Origin of the sequence: Pseudomonas allokribbensis, from assembly GCF_014863605.1 — a bacterium.
Taxonomy (GTDB): Bacteria; Pseudomonadota; Gammaproteobacteria; order Pseudomonadales; family Pseudomonadaceae; genus Aquipseudomonas; species Aquipseudomonas allokribbensis.
The window spans coordinates 2584536-2606571 of the sequence record NZ_CP062252.1 but is presented as its reverse complement, the minus strand read 5'-3'; the positions used below and the strand labels follow the sequence as shown (position 1 = coordinate 2606571).

The following is a 22036-nucleotide window of genomic DNA, read 5'->3' as shown; positions in this document are numbered from 1 at the left end:
TCGAGCAGGTACACCGTCGCGTTGGCGATCGGTTTGCCGATGTGCAGCGCCTGCCCCGCTTCGACAATGCCCGAGGTGGCGACCACCGTGGCCTCGGTCGGGCCGTAGTTGTTGACCACATCGAACGACTGCTGACGATTGAACTGACGCAGACGGTCGCCGCCAATCAGCAGTGTTCGCAGGGTCGGGTGTTCAAGGTTCTGGCTGAAGGCGTATTCGGCCACCGGTGTCGGCAGGAAGCTCACGTCCAGCGGCTGTGCGCGCCACCAGTCGAGCAACGCATCCACGTCTTCGCTGCCGTCGCGGGCCGGCGCCAGGTGCAGGGTCGCGCCGGCACACAGGGCCGGCCAGACTTCCCAAGCCATGGCGTCGAAGCCGAAACCGGCAAGGCTTGAAGTGTGGCGGCCGGCGCACAGATCGAACGCGCCGCAATGCCAGTCGACGAGGTTGCTCAAGGTGTGGTGTTCGACCATCACGCCCTTGGGCAAACCGGTGGAGCCCGAGGTGTAGATGACGTAGGCCAGGTGTTCGCTGGTCATGCCAGGCACCTGCGGATTGCCGGTCTCATTGTCCGGCCAGGTACGCAAATCCAGATCGATCACCGGTACATCAAGCGCCGGCAAGCGTTCACGCAAATCACTCAGGCACAGCACCGCCACGGGCGTACTGTCGTTCAGCAGATAGTGCAAACGCTCCGCCGGGTGCGCCGGATCCACCGGCACATAACCGGCCCCCGCCTTGAGAATGGCCACCAGCCCGACCAGTGTGTCGAGCCCGCGCCGGGCGACGATGGCCACGCGATCATCAGGGCGAACGCCCAGCCCGATCAGGTGATGGGCCAACGTGTTGGCCTGACGGTTCAGCTCGGCAAAGGTCAACGCCTGCCCCTGACAGACCGCCGCAACCGCCTCGGGCCGTTCGATCACTTGCGCCTCGAATCGCTGCGCAATGGTCAGCCCCGACACAAACGCCGTGTGCGTGTCGTTGAACGTGACGAGCAACTGTTCACGCTCGTGGGCCTGAACCATATCGAGCTGTTCCAGCTCCGCCTGATCGTTGGTGACCATCGCATGCAGCAGTTGCTCGAAGTAGCCGACATAACGCTGGATCGTCGACTCATCGAACAACGCCGTGGCGTATTCCAGCGCTCCGCGAATTCCGCTGCGGGTTTCACCCAGAGTCAGCGACAGGTCGAACTTGGCAAACTGAGCCGGACCGGCCACGCTTTCCAGCGCCAGATCACCCAGCGCCAGATCCGGTCCCACGCTGTTTTCCCAGCTCAGGGTGGTCTGGAACAACGGACTGTGGGAAAGACTGCGCGCCGGCCGGGTGACTTCCACCACCTGCTCGAACGGCAAATCCTGATGGGCCTGGGCTTGCAGCGTGCACGCCTTGACCCGGGCCAGCAACGCCTCGACGCTGAGCCCGCCGGATGTATCGATCCGCAGGGCCAGGGTATTGATGAACAACCCGATCAACCCTTCGATTTCCGCGCGGCCACGGTTGGCAATCGGCGAGCCAATCACAACGTCCGACTGACCGGACAAGCGACTGAGCAACAGTGCCCAGGCGCTCACCATCGTCATGTACATCGTTACGCCGTGCCGCTGGCTCAGCGCCTTGAGTGCGGCGCTCAGCGGTTCGTCCAACCGGAACTCGACGCTGCTGCCAGTGTAATCCTGTTGCGCCGGACGCGGACGGTCGGTCGGCAGCACCAGCAAGGTCGGGGCCCCCGCCAGATTCTGCTGCCAGTAATCGCTCTGACGCTGCAGCACTTCACCGCTCAACCAGCGCCGTTGCCAGGTCGCGTAGTCGGCGAATTGCAGCGCCAGTGGCGGCAGCGGATCGGCCTCGCCATGGCTGTAAGCCTGATACAGCGCCATCAGTTCACGGGTCAGCACGCCCATCGACCAGCCATCGGAGATGATGTGGTGCAAGGTCAGCAGCAACACATGGTGATCGTCGGCCAGCCGGACCAGACGCCCGCGAATCAACGGATCGTGCTGCAAATCGAACGGGGTCGAGGCCTGTTCACGGATCAACGCCTGCAAGGCTTCGTCGGCGTGTGGATGCTGACGCAGATCTTCGACCTGCAGCAGCACTGCGCTGTCGACCGGCGCAATCATCACCTGCACGTCATCGTTGTGCGGGACAAAACGGCTGCGCAGGGTTTCGTGGCGGTCGATGATCCGTGCCAATGTCCGTTGCAGTGCCGCCTCGTCGAGATCACCGCGCAAGCGCAGGCCCAGCGGAATGTTGTAGGCCGTGTTGACGCCTTCCATCCGCGCCAGAAACCACAACCGTTGCTGGGCGAACGACAGCGGCAGCGCGCCGTCACGAGGCACCGGCACCATCGCCGGTTGCGAACTGCGCCCGGCCTGGGCCAGCACTTCTGCGACCGCTGACAGCTCGGCATTGGCAAACAGTTCACTAAGCGCCAGCTCGACGCCCAGGCGTTGGCGAACCTGGGAGACCATGCGCATCGCCAGCAGCGAATGGCCACCCAGCTCGAAAAAGTGGTCACGCCGCCCGACCTGTTCGACCTGCAGCACTTCACCCCAGATCCGCGCCAACGCGGTTTCCAGTTCGCCTTGCGGTGCTTCGTACTCGCGGGTGAACAGCGCCGCGCGGTCCGGCGCCGGCAAGGCTTTACGGTCGACTTTGCCGTTGGCGGTCAGCGGCAGCGCATCCAGTCGCACGAACGCCGACGGCACCATGTACTCGGGCAATTGCGCAAGCAGGCAAGCGCGCAGCTCAGCCACCGGTTGCGGTTCGACCTGAGCCTGTTCGGTGTAATACGCCACCAGACGCGGCTGACCGGGTTCATCTTCGCGGGCCAGCAATACCGCTTCCTGTATGCCGGGGAGCTGGTTGAGCCGGGTTTCAATCTCGCCCAGTTCAATGCGCACGCCGCGAATTTTCACCTGATCGTCGTTGCGACCCAGGTATTCGAGGGTGCCGTCGTCCTGCCAGCGCGCCAGGTCACCGGTGCGGTACATGCGCCCGCTGTTGAACGGATCGTCGAGAAAGCGTTCGGCCGTCAACTCGGGACGATTCAGATAACCCCGGGCAACCCCGGCGCCACCGACATACAACTCCCCCGCCACCCCGATGGGTACCGGACGTTGCTGCTCATCCAGCAGATACACCGTGGCATTGCTCACTGGCCGACCGATGTGCAGCGTCTGCCCGGCCTCGATCTTGCCCGAGGTCGCCACCACCGTGGCTTCAGTCGGGCCGTAGTTGTTGATCACGTCGAAATGCTGGTGACGGCTGAACTGCCGCAAGCGATCCCCGCCGATCAGCAGCGCGCGCAAGGTCGGGTGTTCGAGGTTTTGACTGAAGGCGTATTCGGCCACCGGCGTGGGCAAAAAGCTCACATCCAGCGGTTGTGCGCGCCACCAGTCGAGCAAGGCGTCGATGTCTTCGTTGCCGTCGCGAGTCGGGGCCAGATGCAGGGTCGCACCGGCACACAGGGCCGGCCAGACTTCCCAGGCCATGGCGTCGAAGCCGAACCCGGCAAGGCTTGAAGTGTGGCGGCCGGCGCACAGATCGAACGCGCCGCAATGCCAGTCGACGAGGTTGGACAGGGTGCGGTGTTCGACCATCACGCCCTTGGGCAGACCGGTCGAGCCCGAGGTGTAGATCACGTAGGCCAGATGCTCGGTGGTCAGCCCCGTCACCTGCGGATCGACGGCCAGACTCAGTGGCCAAGTACGGCGGTCGAGGTCGATCACCGGGACGTCCAGCGCCGGCAGCCGATCGCGCAAATCGCTCTGGGTCAGCACCACCACCGGGTCACTGTCGCTGAGCAGGTAACTCAGGCGCTCGGCCGGATGCGCCGGGTCAACCGGTACGTAACCGGCCCCAGCCTTGAGAATCGCCAGCAGCCCGGCCAGCGTATCCAACCCTCGGCGGGCGACGATGGCCACGTGATCATCAGGGCGAACGCCCAGGCTGATCAGATGATGGGCCAGTGCATTGGCGTGCTGGTTCAGCTCGGCATAGGTCACTTGTTCACCGAGGAACACCGCCGCCACCGCTTCCGGCCGCTCGATGACTTGCGCCTCGAAACGCTGATGAATGGTCAGCCCTTGCGGATAGTCAGCGCGGGTGGCGTTGAAGCCGCGCAGGATCTGCTCGCGCTCGGCGTCCGGCAGGATCGGCACCTGGCTGATCGGCGAATCCGGTGCCTGCTCCAACGCAGACACCAGACCGCTCAGGGCACCGAGCATGTAATCGCATACCCGTTGCGGGTCGACTTCAGTAGTGGCGAGCAGGGTCAGGCTGAAGGCATCGCCCAGGTCATCGATACTCAGGGTCAGCGGATAATTGGTGCGCTCTTCCGAGTGCAGGGTGGTGATGCCTTCCCATGCGGACAGGGTTTGTGCGCTCGCCGATGCCGCGCCATGGCTGTGGCGGTAATTGAGCAAGGCGCTGAACAGCGGTGTCGGTGCGGCCACGCTGCTGCAACGCTGGGCCAGCGCCAGCGGCGCGTGTTCATGGCGCATCAATGTGGTCAGGCGCGCGTGGGTCGCCTGCACGGCGTTGCGTACGCTCTGGGTATCGACGTCCACCCGCACCGGCAAGGTGTTGATGAAGATACCCAGCGCCCGGTCGGTGGCTTCGGCGCCTTGCAGACGGCCCATCAACACTGTGCCGAACACCACGCGCTGCTTGCCGGCGAGTGTGGCCAGCACCTGCGCCCAGGCCAGGTGGAACAGACTGGCCGCGCTCACCCCGAGCTGCCGCGCCTGCCCCCGCAAACGCTGCCCCAAGGCCGGTTCGACCGGCACGCTCAGCTCGGTGATGCCGTGGCCATCACCCTGCACATCCTGCAAGCCGAACGGCAAGGTCGGCTCGTCGATATCGCCGAGCATGTCGCGGAAGAACGCCTCGTGCTCGGTTTCACTGACGCCCAGCCGCGCCTGTGCCACGTAATCACGAAACGCGACCGGCCGGCCCAGTAGATTGCCCTGCCCCGTAAGGAACGCGCGCATCTCATGGCGCACCACATCGAGCGCCGAGTGATCCAGCGCCATGTGATGGAACAGCAGCGTCGCGACCACCCGTTGCCCGGCGTCGTCCCACGCATGGGCCAGACGCATCATCGGCGCCCGGCTCACGTCCATACGGAATTCCCGGGCGTCGAAACGCTCGTGCAAGTACGCCAGCGCATCGCCTTCGGCATCGATCTCTTCCACCGGCAATTCGGCCTGGCGCCAGACCACTTGCTGCGGCGTATCCAGTCCATCCCACACCACCGCCGTACGGAGGATGTCGTGGCGATCGACCACAGCCTGCAAAGCCTGGACAAAAGCGCTCAAGCGCCCGCGATCGGCAAAGGCGAAATGCGCCTGCATCACATAGGGATCACCCTGCGTGGCGCTGACGTGATGGTAAAGAATGCCTTCCTGCAACGGTGCGAGCGGGTAGATATCCTGCACATTGGCCGCGCCGCACGGCACGTCGGCGACCAGACGGTCGATCGCCGCCTGATCGAGTTCGGCCAGGGTCAGCATCACCGGGGTGATGCGCGTGGTGCCGGGTGCAATGCCATTGGCCGGCACGTCGACCTGACCGCTCTTGGTCGCTGAATATTGCCCGGCCTTGATCAGTTCGATCAGCGCCGGTTTGTGCTCGCGCAACAGCGCCAGCACCGCCGGATCGCTCAGCGCCTGTTTGTTGCCCTGTACGCGCAACTGGTCATCGGTGACCGCCAACTGGATATCTTTTGCTTTGAGTGTTGCCAACAGTTCGATCACGTTCACAGGACGATCTCCATTCTTTCCGTAATTGCGGCGTAACCGGCCAGGGTCGGTTGTTCGAACAACGCCCTGACGTCGGCTTCCATGCCTTCCTGACGTAACCGGCCGATCAGACTGACCGCCAGCAATGAGTGTCCGCCCAGTTCAAAAAAGTTGTCGTGCCGCCCTACCCGTTCCACGTTGAGCAATTCGGCCCAGAGCCCGGCGAGGAGAATTTCCACTTCGCCGACCGGGGCTTCGTATTCGCGAGTGATCACAGACGCTTGATCGGGTGCCGGCAGTGCCTTGCGGTCGAGTTTGCCGTTGGGGCTCAGTGGCAGCGCATCCAGGTGCACGAATACCGCCGGCACCATGTAATCCGGCAGGTGCTCCAGCAAATGACCGCGCAGCACGTCGATTTCCAGCCGTGCGCCGGTGTAATAGGCCACCAGGCGTTTGTCTCCCGGCACATCTTCTCGGGCCAGCACCGCCGCTTCTTGCACGCCACCGATGTCGGTCAGGCGAGACTGGATTTCACCGAGTTCGATGCGCAGGCCACGGATCTTCACCTGATCGTCGTTGCGGCCCAGGTATTCGATGTTGCCATCGGCCAGATAACGGGCGACGTCGCCGGTGCGGTACATCCGGCCGTTCGGCTGGAATGGATCCTGAAGGAAACGTTCGGCGCTGAGTTCAGGACGATTCAGGTAACCGCGAGCCACTTGTACCCCGCCGATGTACAGCTCGCCGACCACGCCTTGCGGCACCGGTTGTTGCTGGGCATCGAGGATGTACATGCGGGTGTTGGCGATCGGTTTGCCGATGGGCGTGTTGTCTGGCGTTAGCTCCAACGGCCCGGCGCAATCCCATGCGGTAACGTCCACTGCCGCTTCGGTCGGGCCGTACAGGTTGTGCAAGCCGCTGCCCGGTAATTGCTGCTTGAAGCGCCGCACCAGACTGCCCGGCAACGCTTCACCGCTGCACATCACCTGACGCAAACCGTTGCAACGTGCGGTTTCGCCATGGGCGAGGAACACGTCGAGCATCGACGGCACGAAGTGCAGCGTGGTGATGCGTTCACGCTCGATCACTTCGCTCAGATACAGCGGATCCTTGTGGCCACCCGGACGAGCCATCACCAGTCGGGCGCCGGTCATCAACGGCCAGAAGAACTCCCAGACCGAGACGTCGAAACTGAACGGGGTTTTCTGCAGCACCACGTCCTCAGCCGTCAGGCGATAAGCGTCCTGCATCCACAGCAAGCGGTTGACCACCCCGCTGTGCTCGTTGATCACGCCTTTCGGCTGACCGGTGGAGCCCGAGGTGTAGATCACGTAAGCCGTGTGCTGCGGAGTCAGTCCATCGACGGAAAAGTTATCGGCCGACAGCGATTGCCAGGTTTGGTGATCGAGATCGACCATCGGCACCGACACCTCACCCAGCAACGAGCGAGTCGAACCCTGCACCAACACCGCAGACGGTGCACTGTCCTCCAGCATGTAAGCCAGACGTTCCAGCGGATACGCCGGATCCAGCGGCACATAACCGCCACCGGCCTTCAGAATCGCCAGCAACCCGACCACCATCTCCAGCCCCCGCTCGACGCAGATCGCCACCCGCGCATCCGGGCCAACGCCCAGTCCGCGCAAGTGATGCGCCAAACGGTTGGCCCGAGCGTTCAGCTCGGCATAGCTCAGCCGCTGTTCGCCTGAGAGCACCGCCACAGCCTGCGGCGTGCGCAAGACCTGCGCCTCGAACAAACCGTGGATGCTTTGCTGAAGGTCATAACCAACATCGGTAGCGTTGAAGTCGAACAACAAGCGCTGCCGCTCTGCTCCCTCAAGAATCGGCAAGCGATTCATCGCCTGCGTCGGTGCCTGTTCCAGCGCCTCCACCAATGCCAACAACGCCGTTTGCATGTAACCGCAAATCCGCTGCGCGCCGATGTCCGTCGGCACCATGGCTATCAGCGAGAAACCGTTGCCCAGGTCATCGACGTTCAGGCTCAGCGGGTAGTTGGTGCGTTCTTCACTGCTCAGGGTCTCGATGCCTTGCCAGGCCTGAATCACGCTGTCCGAATGCTCTGCGCCGTGGCTGTGTCGATAGTTGAGCATCGCGCTGAACAACGGCGACGGCGCCGCAATCCCGCTGCAACGCTGGGCCAGTGCCAACGAAGCATGCTCATGCCCCAGCAGCGCGGTGAGACGCTGATGCGTCGCCTTGACCGCCTCGCGCACCGGGGTCTCGCCCAGATCGACCCGCAACGGCAAGGTGTTGATGAACATGCCCAGCGCACGGTCGGCGCCCTGGCCGCCCTGCATCCGGCCCATCAGCACGGTGCCGAACACCACATTGTCCTGCCCGGAAGTCGCCGCCAGTACCTGGGCCCACGCAAGGTGGAACAGGCTGGCCACGCTGATGCCCATCTGCCGCGCCTGACTGCGCAGGCGCAAGTTCAGGCCGTTGTCGAGTACCTGCTGCACTTCCTCGATGCCGCGTCCGTCGCCGCGCACATCGCGCAGGCTGAACGGCAGGGTCGGCTCGTCGATGTCGCCGAGCATGTCGCGGAAAAATGCCTCATGCTCCTGCTCCGTGACGCCCAGACGCGCCTGCGCCACGTAGTTGCGGTACGGCACCGCCGCCGGCAACGGCTCGTCAGCCCCGCGCAGGTACGCCTGCATTTCATGGCGCACCACTTCCAGCGCGGTGTGGTCGAGCACGATGTGATGGAACAGCAGCATCGCCACCACCCGGCCACGGGCCGGATCGCGGGCATACACCAGTCGCAGCAACGGTGCCTGGGCGATGTCGAGACGGTAATGCCGGGCATCGAACCGGGTGTGCAACTGCTCAAGAATGTCGCCTGCCGCTGGATCGAGCAGGACCTCCTGCACCACCAGTTCAGCCTGGCGCCACACGACCTGCACCGGCACGCTCAAGCCTTCCCACACCACACCCGTGCGCAGAACGTCATGGCGGTCGATGACGTGTTGCAACGCCGCACGGAAACGCTGCAGACGTTCAAGGCTGTCGAACGCCAGCCGCGATTGCAGCAGGTACGGATCGCCTTCTCCCGCACTCAAGTGGTGATAAAGAATGCCTTCCTGCAACGGCGCCAGCGGATAGATGTCCTGCACGTTGGCGGCGCCGCCCGGCACGCTGGACACCACGCGGTCGATGGCGGCTTGATCCATCGTGACCAGCGTCAGCATGTCCGGGGTGATGCGGGTGCAATTGGCTGCGATGCGGTTGGCCGGCACTTCGATTTCCCGCCCGCTGCCCACGGCGGCGGCCAGCGCGGCCAGGGTCGGCTGACTGAACAGCACGCGCACATCGGTGCTCAGGCCTATCTGACGCATGCGCTCGATCAGGCTCACCGCCAGCAGCGAGTGCCCGCCCAGCTCAAAGAAGTGATCGTGACGTCCGACCCGCTCCACCTTCAACACCTCGGCCCACAACCGGGCCAGGGCGACTTCGGTCTCACCGACGGGAGGCTCGTATTCACGCACCAGCACCGACTCGGCACCGGGGGCCGGCAGCGCCTTGCGATCCACCTTGCCATTGGGGCTCAGCGGCAGGCTGTCGAGTGCGACAAAGGCTGACGGCACCATGTAATCGGGCAAGCGTGCGAGCAAGTGTTCGCGCAACGACTCGATCCCCGGTTGGCCGGCTTCGACGTGCCAGGTGAAGTACGCCACCAGACGCTCCTCACGCACCAGCACCACGGCTTCACGCAGCGCCGGATGGCTGAGCAGTTGGGCTTCGATTTCACCCAACTCCAGGCGCAGGCCACGCAGTTTGACCTGGAAGTCGTTGCGCCCGATGAATTCGAGCTGGCCATCGGCGCGGTAGCGCACCAGGTCGCCCGTGGCGTACAGCCGATCGCCGGCCACGAACGGGCTCGGGATAAACCGTTCCGCCATCAACTGCGGCAACCCCAGATAGCCCCGCGCAACCCCGGCACCACCAATGAACAATTGACCGATGACGCCCATCGGCACCGGCCGTTCGGCGGCGTCGAGTACATAAAGACGAGTGTTGTTGATCGGCCGTCCGATCGGCAACGCGCTGTCCGGCACCGACATCGACGGTTCCAGCGTCCACACCGTGCTGTCGACCGTCGCTTCAGTCGGGCCGTAGACGTTGTGCAAACGCACCTGCGGCAAACGCTCACGAACCAGACGCGCCAGCGCTGGCGTCAGGTCTCCGCCGCCACAGAACACATCGGTGAGGCTGCTGCACTGGCTGACGTCGTCCTGCTCGAGGAACTGTTGCAGCAGCACCGGCACGAACTGGATCACGCTGATCCGCTGCTCACGAATCACCTGCGCCAGATACGCCGGCTCGCGGTGCCCGTCAGGACGCGCCAGCACCAGACGCAGCCCGGCGCTCAATGGCCAGAACAGCTCCCAGACCGAGGCATCGAAACTGAACGGGGTTTTCTGCAACAGGGCGCCGTCCGTCACGGCAGGACACAGTTGCGAACTCCAGTGCAACAGATTGCCCACGCCGCGATGCTCGACCATCACGCCCTTCGGCGCACCGGTCGAACCGGAGGTGTAGATCACGTAGGCCAGGTTCGAAGCGCTCAGGTTCGGCACTTGCGGATTGTCATCCGGGTTGAATGTCCAGTGAGCCTGGTCCAGATCGATCACCAGCGCAGTGCTCTCGCCCAGCAACTCACGAGTCGCCCCATGGACCAGCACGGCCACCGGGGCGCTGTCCTTGAGCATGTAATCCAGACGCTCCGCCGGGTATGCCGGGTCCAGCGGCACATACGCACCACCTGCCTTGAGAATGCCGAGCAGACCGACCATCAGTTCCAGCCCGCGCTCGACGCAGATCGCCACCCGTGCATCCGGCCCCACGCCCAGTTCGCGCAGGTGATGGGCCAGACGGTTGGCCTGTGCGTTGAGTTCGGCGTAGGTCAGCCGCTGTTCACCGGCCTGCAACGCGATGGCATGTGGCGTGCGTTGTACTTGCGCTTCGAAGAGTGCGTGAACGGTTTGCTGCAGATCGTCTGCGGTGCCGGTGACGTTAAGGTCGTACAGCACCTGCTGACGTTCTGCGCCTACAAGGATCGGCAAGCGATTCAGCGGCTGATCCGGGGCTTGTTCCAGGGCATCCGCGAGGTTCTCCAGCGCGGTCTGCATGTAGTCACAGATATGCTGCGAACCGATGCTCGCCGAGGTCATGGCGGTGAGGACGAACCCATTGCCCAGATCATCGACGCCCAGACTCAACGGATAGTTGGTGCGTTCTTCGCTGCTCAGGGTCTCGATGCCTTGCCAGGCCTGACGCACGTTTTGCTGTTGCGCCTCGTCGGCGCTGTGGCGGTAGTTGAGCATCGAACTGAACAGTGGCGATGGCGCAGCCACACCGCTGCAACGCTGGGCCAGCGCCAGTGACGCGTGCTCGTGGCCGAGCAGCGCACTGAGACGCGCATGTGTCGCCCGAGCCCCTTCGCGCACCGGGGTTGCCCCCAGATCGACCCGCAGCGGCAAGGTGTTGATGAACATCCCCAACGCCCGGTCGGCCCCCTCGCCGCCCTGCATCCGGCCCATCAGCACCGTGCCGAACACCACGCGCTCCTGCCCGGACGTCGCCGCCAGCACCTGCGCCCACGCGAGGTGGAACAGGCTGGCCACGCTGATGCCCAGTTGCCGCGCGAGGCTGCGCAGACGCTGACCGGTGGCGGCGGTCAGGGCCTGTTGCGTTTCCTCGATGTCGCGACCGTCACCTTGTACATCCTGCAAGCCGAACGGCAGGGTCGGCTCGTCGATGTCGCCGAGCATGTCGCGGAAGAACGCTTCGTGCTCCTGCTCGCTAACACCCAGCCGCGCCTGCGCCACGTAGTTACGGTAAGGCACGGCCGCGCCCAGCGAGGCTTCGCGCCCTTGCAGGCAGGCGAGCATTTCGTGCTGCACCACGTCCAGCGCGGTGTGATCCATCACGACATGGTGGAACAGCAACATCGCGACCACCCGGTCGTGAGCCGGATCACGGGCATACACCAGACGCAGCAAGGGTGCCTGACTGATGTCGAGGCGGTAGTGTCGGGCATCGAAACGCCCGTGCAACTGCTCGAGGACGTCGCCATCCGCCGGGGCGAGCACGATTTCCTGCACCGGCAATTCGACGTGACGCCAGACCACTTGCATCGGTTCGGCCAGTTCTTGCCAGATCACCGCCGTGCGCAAGATGTCGTGGCGCGCCATGACCTGACGCAGCGCCGCCGCGAAGCTCTCGACACGCTCGACTCTGTCGAAGGCCAGCCGCGATTGCAGCAGGTACGGGTCGCCCTGCTCCGCGCTCAAGTGGTGATAAAGGATGCCTTCCTGCAACGGTGCCAGCGGATAAATGTCCTGCACGTTGGCGGCGCCGCCGGGCACCGTAGCAACGATCCGGTCGATGCTAGGCTGATCCAGTTCGGCCAGGCTCAGCAGGTCCGGGGTGATGTGGGTGCAGCCAACGGGAATGCGGTTGGCCGGCACTTCGATTTCGCGACCGCTGCCTACCGCTTCGGCCAGTGCAGCCAGCGTTGGCTGGCTGAACAGCACACGCACATCGGTGTTCAGGCCGATCTGACGCAGGCGTTCGATCAGGCTCACCGCTAGGAGCGAATGGCCGCCCAGTTCGAAGAAGTTGTCGTGGCGACCGACCTTTTCCAGTTTCAGGACATCGGCCCAGATCTGCGCCAGTGCGGTTTCCACCGGGCCCTGCGGGGCTTCGTATTCACGGCTGAGCCAGGCGTTCTGATCCGGTTCCGGCAAGGCCTTGCGGTCGAGTTTGCCGTTGGCGGTCAGCGGCAAGGCGTCGAGTCGCACGTAAGCCGCCGGGATCAAGGCTTGCGGCAGAAGCGTTTGCAGATGATTGCGCAGGGCTTCGATATCGGCCGGCGCACGCTCGGTGAACCACACCAGCAACTGCCCGTCACGAACCAGCGCCACCGCGTCCTGTACCTCTGGATGGCTGGCCAGCGCGGCTTCGATTTCCCCCAGTTCAACCCGCACGCCGCGCAGTTTCACCTGATCGTCGTTGCGGCCCAGGTACTCGATGTTGCCGTCCGCCAGCCAGCGCGCGAGGTCGCCGGTGCGGTACATCCGTGCCTGCGGCTGGTCGCTGAACGGGTCGGCGAGGAAGCGTTCGGCGGTCAGATCGGGACGGTTCAGGTAACCCCGCGCCACACCGGCGCCGGCCACATACAACTCGCCCGTCACGCCCACCGGCACCGGACGTTGCTGGTCATCAAGCAGATAGATGCGAGCGTTGGCCATCGGCCGGCCGATGTGCAGCGGCTGGCCGACTTCCACCGGGCCGGACGTCGCGACCACCGTGGCCTCGGTCGGGCCGTAGTTGTTGATCACCGCGAAGGTTTGCGCACGGTTGAACTGGCGCAGCTTGTCGCCGCCGATCAGCAACGTGCGCAGGGTCGGGTGTTGCAGCTCGCGACTGAAGGCGTATTCGGCCACCGGAGTCGGCAGGAAGCTGACTTGCAACGGCTGCGCTCGCCACCAGTCGAGCAGTTCGTCCAGATGCTCATTGCTCACCGATTCCGGCGGCAGGTGCAGGGTCGCACCGACGCACAGCGCCGGCCAGACTTCCCAGGCCATCGCATCGAAACCGAACCCGGCAACGCTGGCGGTGTGGCTGCCGGCGTGCAGGTCGAAGGCTTCGGCGTGCCAGTGCACGAGGTTTTCCAGGGTGGCGTGTTCGACCATCACCCCTTTTGGCTGGCCAGTGGAGCCCGAGGTGTAGATCACGTAGGCCAGGTGCGCCGGAGTCAGGTACGGCAGTTTCGGGTTGCTGTCGGGCAGGTGTTGCCAGGCGTCGCTGTCCAGATCGATCACCGGCATCATGCCCAGCAGCTCCCGGGTCGAAGCCTGTGCGAGCACGGCCACCGGATCGCTGTCCTGCAACAGGTAGGCGATGCGTTCCACCGGATGCGCCGGATCCACCGGTACATAACCGGCGCCGGCCTTGAGAATCGCCAGCAACCCGACCAGCATCTGCGGGCCGCGACGCACGCAGAGCGCAACGCGGTCGTCCGGTTGCACGCCGAGGCCGATCAAATGACGGGCCAGTTGGTTGGCGCGCTGATTGAGCTGACCGTAGGTCAGCTGTTGCGCACCTTGAATCACCGCGAGGACATGCGGATTGCGCTCGGCCTGAACCTCGACCATTGCGTGAATCGTTGCGCCACGGGGATAGGCCGTAACCGGAGGATTGAAGCCGTCGACTAGACGCTCCAGTTCCGCGGTCGAAAGGATCGGCAAACGGTTCAGCGGCTTTTGCGGCGTCTGCTCCAGCGCTTGCACCAGTTGCTCCAGCGCGGTGTGCATGTAACTGCAAATCCGTTGCGCGCCGATCTGGCTGACCGCCAGAACCGACAAGGCAAACCCTTCGCCCAGATCGTCCACGCTCAGGGTCAGCGGATAGTTGGTGCGTTCTTCACCACCGAGTTTCTGCACGCCCTCCCAGATACCCTGGCCGTTCTGCGACTGTTGCGCGGGGGCACTGTGGCGGTAGTTGAACAAGGCACTGAACAGCGGCGATGACGCCGCGACACCACTGCAACGCTGGGCCAGTGCCAGCGAGGCGTGTTCATGCCCGAGCAGCGCAGTCAGTCGTGCGTGGGTCGCCTTGACCCCGTCGCGCGCGCCGGCGCCGACATCGATGCGCAGCGGCAAGGTGTTGATGAACACCCCCAGCGCCCGGTCGGCACCATCGCCACCCTGCATCCGTCCCATCATCACCGTGCCGAACACCACGTCGCGCCGGTTCGACAGCACGCCCAGCACTTGCGCCCAGGCCAGGTGCATCAGGCTGGCCGCGCTCACGCCCAGGTGCCGCGCCTGTTCACGCAGGCGCCCGTTGAGTTCCGCCGCCACCGGTTGCAGCGCTTCCTCGACGCCGTGACCATCACCCTGCACATCCCGTAGTCCTAGCGGCAGCGTCGGCTCGTCGATATCACCGAGCATCTCGCGGAAGAACGTTTCGTGCTCCTGCTCGCCGAGCCCCAGGCGTGCCTGGGCGACGTAGTTGCGATAGGGGATCGGCGCCGAAAGGTGGTCGATCTCACCGAACATCACATCGCGCATTTCTTCGACGATCACTTCCAGCGCGGTGTGATCGAGGATCAGGTGATGGGACAGCAGGATCGCCACCACGCGCTGCTGTTTCGGATCCTCGGCATACACCATGCGTAGCAGCGGTGCCTGGCTGATGTCGAGGCGGTAGTGACGGGCATCGAAGCGCTCGTGCAATTGCTCGAGGATGTCGCCCTGCGCCGGGTCCAGCGTTACGTGCTGCATCACCAGTTCGGCGTGGCGCCACACCACTTGATGAGGCGTCGCCAGGCCTTCGTGGACAACGCTGGTACGCAGGATGTCGTGGCGTGCGATGACTTGTTGCAAGGTGTCGGTGAAGGTGCGCAGACGCTCGACACTGTCGAAGGCCAGCCGCGATTGCAGCAGGTACGGGTCGCCCTGCTCAGCACTCAAGTGGTGATAAAGGATGCCTTCCTGCAACGGCGCCAGCGGGTAGATTTCCTGCACATTGGCAGCACCGCCCGGCACGCTGGCGACGATCCGGTCGATGCTGGCCTGATCCAGTTCGGTCAGGCTCAGCAGGTCTGGGGTGATGTGGGTGCAATCAGCAGGAATGCGATTGGCCGGCACTTCGATTTCGCGTCCGCTACCCACCGCCGCTGCCAATGCTGCCAGGGTTGGTTGACTGAACAGCACGCGCACGTCGGTGCTCAGGCCGATCCGGCGCAGGCGCTCGATCAGGCTCACCGCCAGCAATGAATGGCCGCCCAGTTCAAAGAAGTTGTCGTGGCGACCGACCTTTTCCAGCTTCAGGACATCGGCCCAGATCTGCGCCAGCGCGGTTTCCACCGAGCCTTGCGGGGCTTCGTATGCCTGGCTGAGCCAGGCGCTCTGATCCGGCAGCGGCAAGGCTTTGCGGTCGACCTTGCCGTTGTTGCTCAGCGGCAACGCGTCGAGCTGCACCCAGGCCGAGGGCACCATGTATTCCGGCAGGCGCGCTTGCAATTGTTCGCGCAGGCTGGCGCTGTCCACGCCCTCTTCGGCGGTGAAATATGCCACGAGGCGTAACGGTTCCTGACCGTCCTGACGGGCCAGCACGATGGCTTCCTTGACCCCTTCGCAGTTCAGCAGACGGTTTTCGATTTCCCCCAGCTCGATGCGGAAACCGCGAATTTTCACCTGATCGTCATTACGACCGATGCATTCCAGTTGGCCCGGTGCGAGCCAGCGTGCGAGGTCGCCGGTGCGGTACAGCAACGCGCCCGGTTGCTCGCTGAACGGGTCTTGCAGGAACTTTTCGGCGGTCAGGTCCGGGCGATTCAGATAGCCCAGCGCCACGCCCTGGCCGCCGATGTACAACTCGCCGGTCACGCCCATCGGCACGGGTTGCTGGCGGGCATCGAGTACATAGACCTGGGTGTTGGAGATCGGGCCGCCAATTGGCACGCTGTCGGCATCTTCTGCCACTTCGCGCACTTCAAACGTCGTGGCATAGGTGGTGGTTTCGGTCGGGCCGTAGCAGTGAACGATGCGCAGATCCGGCGCCTCGGCCAGCAAGCGGCGGAAGGCGGCCGGGTCGGCGCGTTCGCCACCGCAGAGCACGATGCGCAGCCCCTTCAGCGCCTCGGGAATCAGCTGCACATACTGGTTGAACAGCGCGGTGGTGACGAACAGAATCGTGGCGCCCGAAGTCGCCAATTCCTGTCCGAATGCGTGCGGATCAAGCAAGGTCGCGTGATCAATGACCACCACTCGCCCGCCGTTGAGCAGCGGCCCCCAGACGTCCATGGTGCTGGCGTCGAACGCCGGGTTGGAGGCGAACGCCACGCGATCCTGTGGGTTGAAATCGGCATAACCGTTGTTGATCACCAGTCGACCGATCGCCCGGTGCGGCACCATCACACCCTTCGGCGTGCCGGTGGAACCGGATGTGTACATGATGTAGGCCACGGATTCTGGAGACTGCGGCAGGTCCGGGTTATGCGTCGGTTGCGCGTCCAACGGCAGCGCATCCAGATCGATCCGGCGCACCGCGTAATCAACCGTTTCAGTGCTCAAGGTCAACAGCGCTTTCGCCCCGCAATCTTCAACCATGAACGCCTGACGCTCGGCCGGCGCGTTGATATCCAGCGGCACATAAGCCGCTGCGCATTTAACGATGGCCAGTTGCGCGACCAACAACTCCAGCGAACGCGGTAGCAAGATCGCTACATGGTCGCCCGGCTGCACGCCCTGCCCGATCAGATGGTGGGCCAGTCGGTTGGCCCGTTGATTCAGTTCCTCATACGTCAGCGTTGTGTGGCCATGCACCGCCGCCACAGCTTGCGGATGCAGTTCCACGTGCTGTTCAAACAGACCATGAACCGTCGAACCCGACGGGTAATCCCGCTGGGTGGCATTGAAACCGACCAGCAACTCCCGACGCTCATCCGGCGGCAGAATCGACAACTGATCGACACCCAGTTGCGGCGTCTGCTCCAGCGCCTGCACCAGACTGTCGAAAGCAACATTGATGTACTCGCAGACCCGCGCACCATCGATACCCGGCACCGCTTGCACACTCAGACGCAAGCCTTCGCCAAGGTCATCGACGCTGACCACCAGCGGATAGTTGCTGCGCTCGCGGGAGCTGAGCAATTCAATGCCGTCCAGAGTCAAGCCGGCAGCCTGCGGTGCGCTGTGGCGATAGTTGAGCAACGTGCCGAACAGCGGCAACGCCCCCGAAACCCCGCTGCAACGCTGGGCCAGCGCCAGTGACGCTTGTTCATGCGCGAGCAACTGCGCCAGCCGTTCATGGGTGGCGAGCACGCTGTCGCGTACCGCCGTGGCGGTCACGCTGACGCGCAGCGGCAAGGTGTTGATGAACAGTCCCAACGCCCGGTCGGCGCCCTCGCCGCCCTGCATCCGGCCCAGCAGTACCGTGCCGAACACCACCTCATCCCGGCCACTAAGCTGCGCCAGGACCTGCGCCCAGGCCTGGTGCGCCAGACTCGCCACGCTGATGCCGAGCCGGCGTGCCTGCTCGCGCAGACGCAAGGCCAGCGCGGTGTCCAGCGTGAGCTGGCTGTCGACCACCGTGCTGCCGTCGCCATGCACGTCCTGCACGCCGAACGCCAGGGTCGGCTCATCGATGTCGCCGAGCATGTCGCGGAAAAACCCTTCGTGCGCCTCGGCATCCGCGCCAAGCCGTGCCTGCGCGACATAGTTGCGGTACTGCACCGGGGTCGCCAGTTCGGCGGCGTGACCGTGCAGCACGCTGTTCATCTCGGTCACCAGCACTTCCAGCGCGGTGTGATCGAGCATCAGGTGGTGCATCAGCAGGATGCCGACCCAACGTTGTTGCTGCGGGTCCTCGGTGTAGGCAAAGCGCATCATCGGTGCGCGGCCCAGGTTCAGACGATAGTGACGCGGGTCGAAACGTGCCTGCATCTGTTGCAGCACATCGCCGTCCTGCGGGTCGGCATCGACTCGCTCAAGCGCCAGCGGCGCCGCCCGCCAGACCACTTGCACCGGCTCTTCGAGGCCTTCCCAGACCACGCTGGAACGCAGGATGTCGTGGCGCGCGATCACCACATTGACGGCGCGCACAAAGGCCTTGATCGACTTGATCCCGTCAAACACGAATTGCGCCTGCAACACGTAAGGATCACCGGCAGTCGCGGCCATGTGGTGATACAGAATCCCCGCCTGCAACGGCGCCAGCGCATAGATATCCTGCACGTTGGCGACGCCACCGGGGACACTTTCCAGCACCCGGTCGATGCCGGCCTGATCGAGTGAGGCCAGGGGCAGCAGGTCTGGCGTGATGTATTGGCAGTCAGGGGTGATGCGATTGACCGGCACTTGCACGCTGGACGACGCGCCCAGAGTTGCCGCCAGTTCCGCCACGGTTGGCCGGCCGAACAGAACCCGCACATCGCAGCTCAATTCCTGCCGGCGCATGCGCTCGACCAGTTTCACAGCCAACAGGGAATGGCCGCCCAATTCAAAGAAATTGTCGTGGCGCCCGACCTGCTCGACGTTCAGCAGGGTCTGCCAGATCTCGGCGATGCGACATTCCACATCGCCGACCGGCGCCTCGTACCTGCGCAGCAACTGGCCGCTCTGATCCGGGGCCGACAAGGCCTTGCGGTCGAGTTTGCCGTTGGGGCTCAGGGGCATGGCGTCGAGATGGACGAACGCCGTCGGCACCATGTAATCCGGCAACTGCTCCAGCAGATGGCCGCGCAGTTCGCCGATGTCCAGCGGCTCACCGGTGTAGTACGCCACCAGCCGTGGATCGCCGGCCACGTCTTCGCGCACCAGTACTTCGGCGGCGAGTACGGTATCGAGTTGAATCAGCCGTGCCTGGATTTCCCCGAGTTCGATACGCAAGCCGCGAATCTTTACCTGATCGTCGTTGCGACCGAGGTATTCAAGGTTGCCATCAGCTCGATAGCGGCACAGGTCGCCGGTGCGGTACAGCCGCGCGTTCGGTTGATCGCTGAACGGATCGTCGAGGAAACGCTCGGCGGTGAGCGATGCAAGGTTCAAGTAGCCGCGCGCCACCTGCACGCCGCCGATGTACAGCTCACCGGCCACGCCCATCGGCAGCGGTTGCCGTTGTTCGTCGAGAATGTACAAACGGGTGTTGCTGACCGGTCGGCCGATGGGCAACAGCGCTTCCGACACGGGCATCGACGGCTCCAGCGTCCACACCGTGCTGTCGACGGTGGTTTCGGTCGGGCCGTAGACGTTGTGCAAGCGAACCTGCGGTAGACGCTCGCGGACCTGGCGGGCCAACGCTGGCGTCAGCTCGCCGCCGCCACAGAAAACATCCGTAAGGCTGGTGCACTGACTGACGTCTTCCACGTCGAGGAACTGTTGCAGCAACGCCGGGACGAACTGGATCACGCTGATGCGCTGCTCGCGCACCACTTGCGTCAGATACGCCGGTTCGAAGTGCGCATCGGGACGTGCCAGCACCAGTCGCAGGCCTGCCGTCAGCGGCCAGAACAGCTCCCAGACCGAAGCATCAAAACTGTAAGGGGTTTTCTGCAACAGGGCGCCGTCCGCCACGGGCGGGCACACCTGCGAACTCCAATGAAGCAGATTGCCCAGGCCACGGTGCTCGACCATCACCCCTTTCGGCGTACCGGTGGAGCCAGAGGTGTAGATCACGTAGGCCAGGTTCGAAGCATTCAGGCCCGGCACCTGAGGATTGTGCTCGGAGTAGTCCTGCCAGTGATCCTGATCGAAATCGAGCAACGGCACGCCGCCCGCCTCGAATATCGCCCGGGTCGCGCCGTGCGCCAGCAGCGCCACCGGGGCGCTGTCCTTGAGCATGTAATTCAGACGCTCCGCCGGGTAGGCCGGATCCAGCGGCACGTAAGCGCCACCGGCCTTGAGAATGCCCAGCAGACCGATCACCAGTTCAGGCCCGCGCTCGACGCAGATCGCCACCGGCGTATCCGGCCCGACACCCAGCTCACGCAATCGGTGAGCCAGGCGATTGGCCCGCGCATTGAGTTCAACATACGTCAGAGACTGCTCATCGGCCTGCAACGCGATGGCTTGCGGCGTGCGCTCGACCTGAGCCTCGAACAGACTGTGAACGGTCTGTTCCAGGTCGAGATCGACGCGACTGTCATTGAAACCCACCAGCAATTGTTGCCGCTCGTGCGCTGGCAAAATCGGCAACTGGTTGATCAGCGTCTCGGGCGACTGTTCCAGAGCGTTCAGCAAGGCGTCGAGTGCGGTTTGCACGTAACCGCAAACCCGTTCAGCGCCAATGCCGATTGGGGCGATGGCGGACAGTCGGAAACCACTGCCCAGATCATCGACGCTCAAGGTCAGCGGGTAGTTGGTCGGTTCCTTGCCACTCAGGACCTGGACGCCGGGGGCCAGTTCGATCACCTCGGCGACATCACCGACAGCACTGTGACGGTAATTGAGCATGGCGCTGAACAACGGTGTCTGCGCGCTCAACGCGCTGCAACGCTGGGCCAATGCCAGCGACGCCTGTTCGTGGGCGAGCAAGGCGCTCAGCCGTCGGTGTGTGGCGAGCACGCCGTCGTAAACGCTTTGCGCGCCGACATCGACCCGCAGCGGCAAGGTGTTGATGAACATGCCCAGCGCCTGCTCGCCACCGTCGCCCGCCTCCATCCGCCCCAGCAACACGGTGCCGAACACCACCGAGGTGCGCCCGGACAACTGGCCCAATACCCGCGCCAGCGCCAGGTGCATCAGGCTCGCCACGCTCACGCCGAGTTGCCGCGCCTGCGTGCGCAGTCGCAGGTTCAAATCGTCAGAGAGTCTGAGCTGTGCGTCTTCGAAATCCTGTCCGCCGCCGTGAACATCCTGCAGGCCCCACGGCAATGTCGGTTCGTCGATATCGCCGAGCATCTCGCGGAAGAACGTCTCGTGGGCCTGTTCATCGAGGGCCATGCGCGCCCGCGCCAGGTGATTGCGAAACGGCACCGCCGGCGCCACGAGCTCAGTCTGCCCTTGCAGCCAGGCCTGGATTTCCCGGCGCACCACGTCCAGTGCAACGTGGTCGATAATCATGTGATGGAACAGCAGCAACGCGACGATCCGTCCCTGCGCCGGATCCCGTGCATAGACCAAGCGCAGCAGCGGCGCCTGTTGCAGATCGAGGCGCAAGTGACGGGCGTCGTAACGCGCCTGCAACTGGCTGAGCACATCCGTGGAGGTGTCGAGCTGCACCTCTTCGCAGACCAGCGGTGCCTGGCGCCAGACCACTTGCACCGGCTCGTCCAGACGTTCCCAGACAAACGAGGTACGCAGAATGTCGTGACGGTCGATCACCCATTGCAACGCCTGGGCAAATGCGTCGAGGCGCTGGTGATTGTCGAAGGTGAACTGCGCCTGTTGCACATACAGATCACCTTCGCCGGCCGCGAGGTGCAGATACAGCATGCCTTCCTGCAGCGGCGCCAGCGGATAGATGTCCTGCACATTCGCCACGCCACCCGGCACGGTGGCGACGATGCGGTCGATGGCCGGCTGATCCAGTTTTACCAGCGGCAGCATGTCCGGGGTGATGCGCAGCGCCGGGCTCGACCAGTCGCCACCGTGGCTCGCCACCAGTTCCAGCAATTGCGCCTTGTGCTTGGCGAGGCTGTCCCACAACGCGTCGTCCAGCGCGTCGTCGTTGCCCAGAATGACCAGGTCTTCATCGTCCTGTTGAAGGCGGATCGCATGGGTGGAAATAACAGCCATCAGCTCGCGAAATTGCAT

At 64.1% G+C, this 22036-nt stretch carries 2 protein-coding genes (1 of these 2 running past the window's edge); both read right to left on the bottom strand.

From position 1 onward, the window contains the following. A protein-coding gene (locus tag IF199_RS11935; protein WP_192560484.1) for a non-ribosomal peptide synthetase crosses the window boundary here: on the bottom strand, positions 1-5771 show its 5' portion. Its footprint begins 8878 nt before the window's first position; the window shows 5771 of its 14649 coding nt (coding positions 1-5771); the start codon lies at positions 5769-5771; the stop codon falls past the left edge of the window. Then, positions 5768-22036 carry a non-ribosomal peptide synthetase gene (locus tag IF199_RS11930; protein WP_192560483.1) on the bottom strand — a complete coding sequence of 5423 codons (16269 nt, stop codon included), beginning with the start codon at positions 22034-22036 and terminating at the stop codon, positions 5768-5770. The genes IF199_RS11935 and IF199_RS11930 overlap by 4 nt, the downstream gene beginning before the upstream one ends.

Coding starts and splice junctions, on each gene's coding strand:
- IF199_RS11930 (WP_192560483.1), bottom strand. CDS start 22,036: ATGCAATTTCGCGAGCTGATGGCTGTTATTTCCACCCATGCGATCCGC.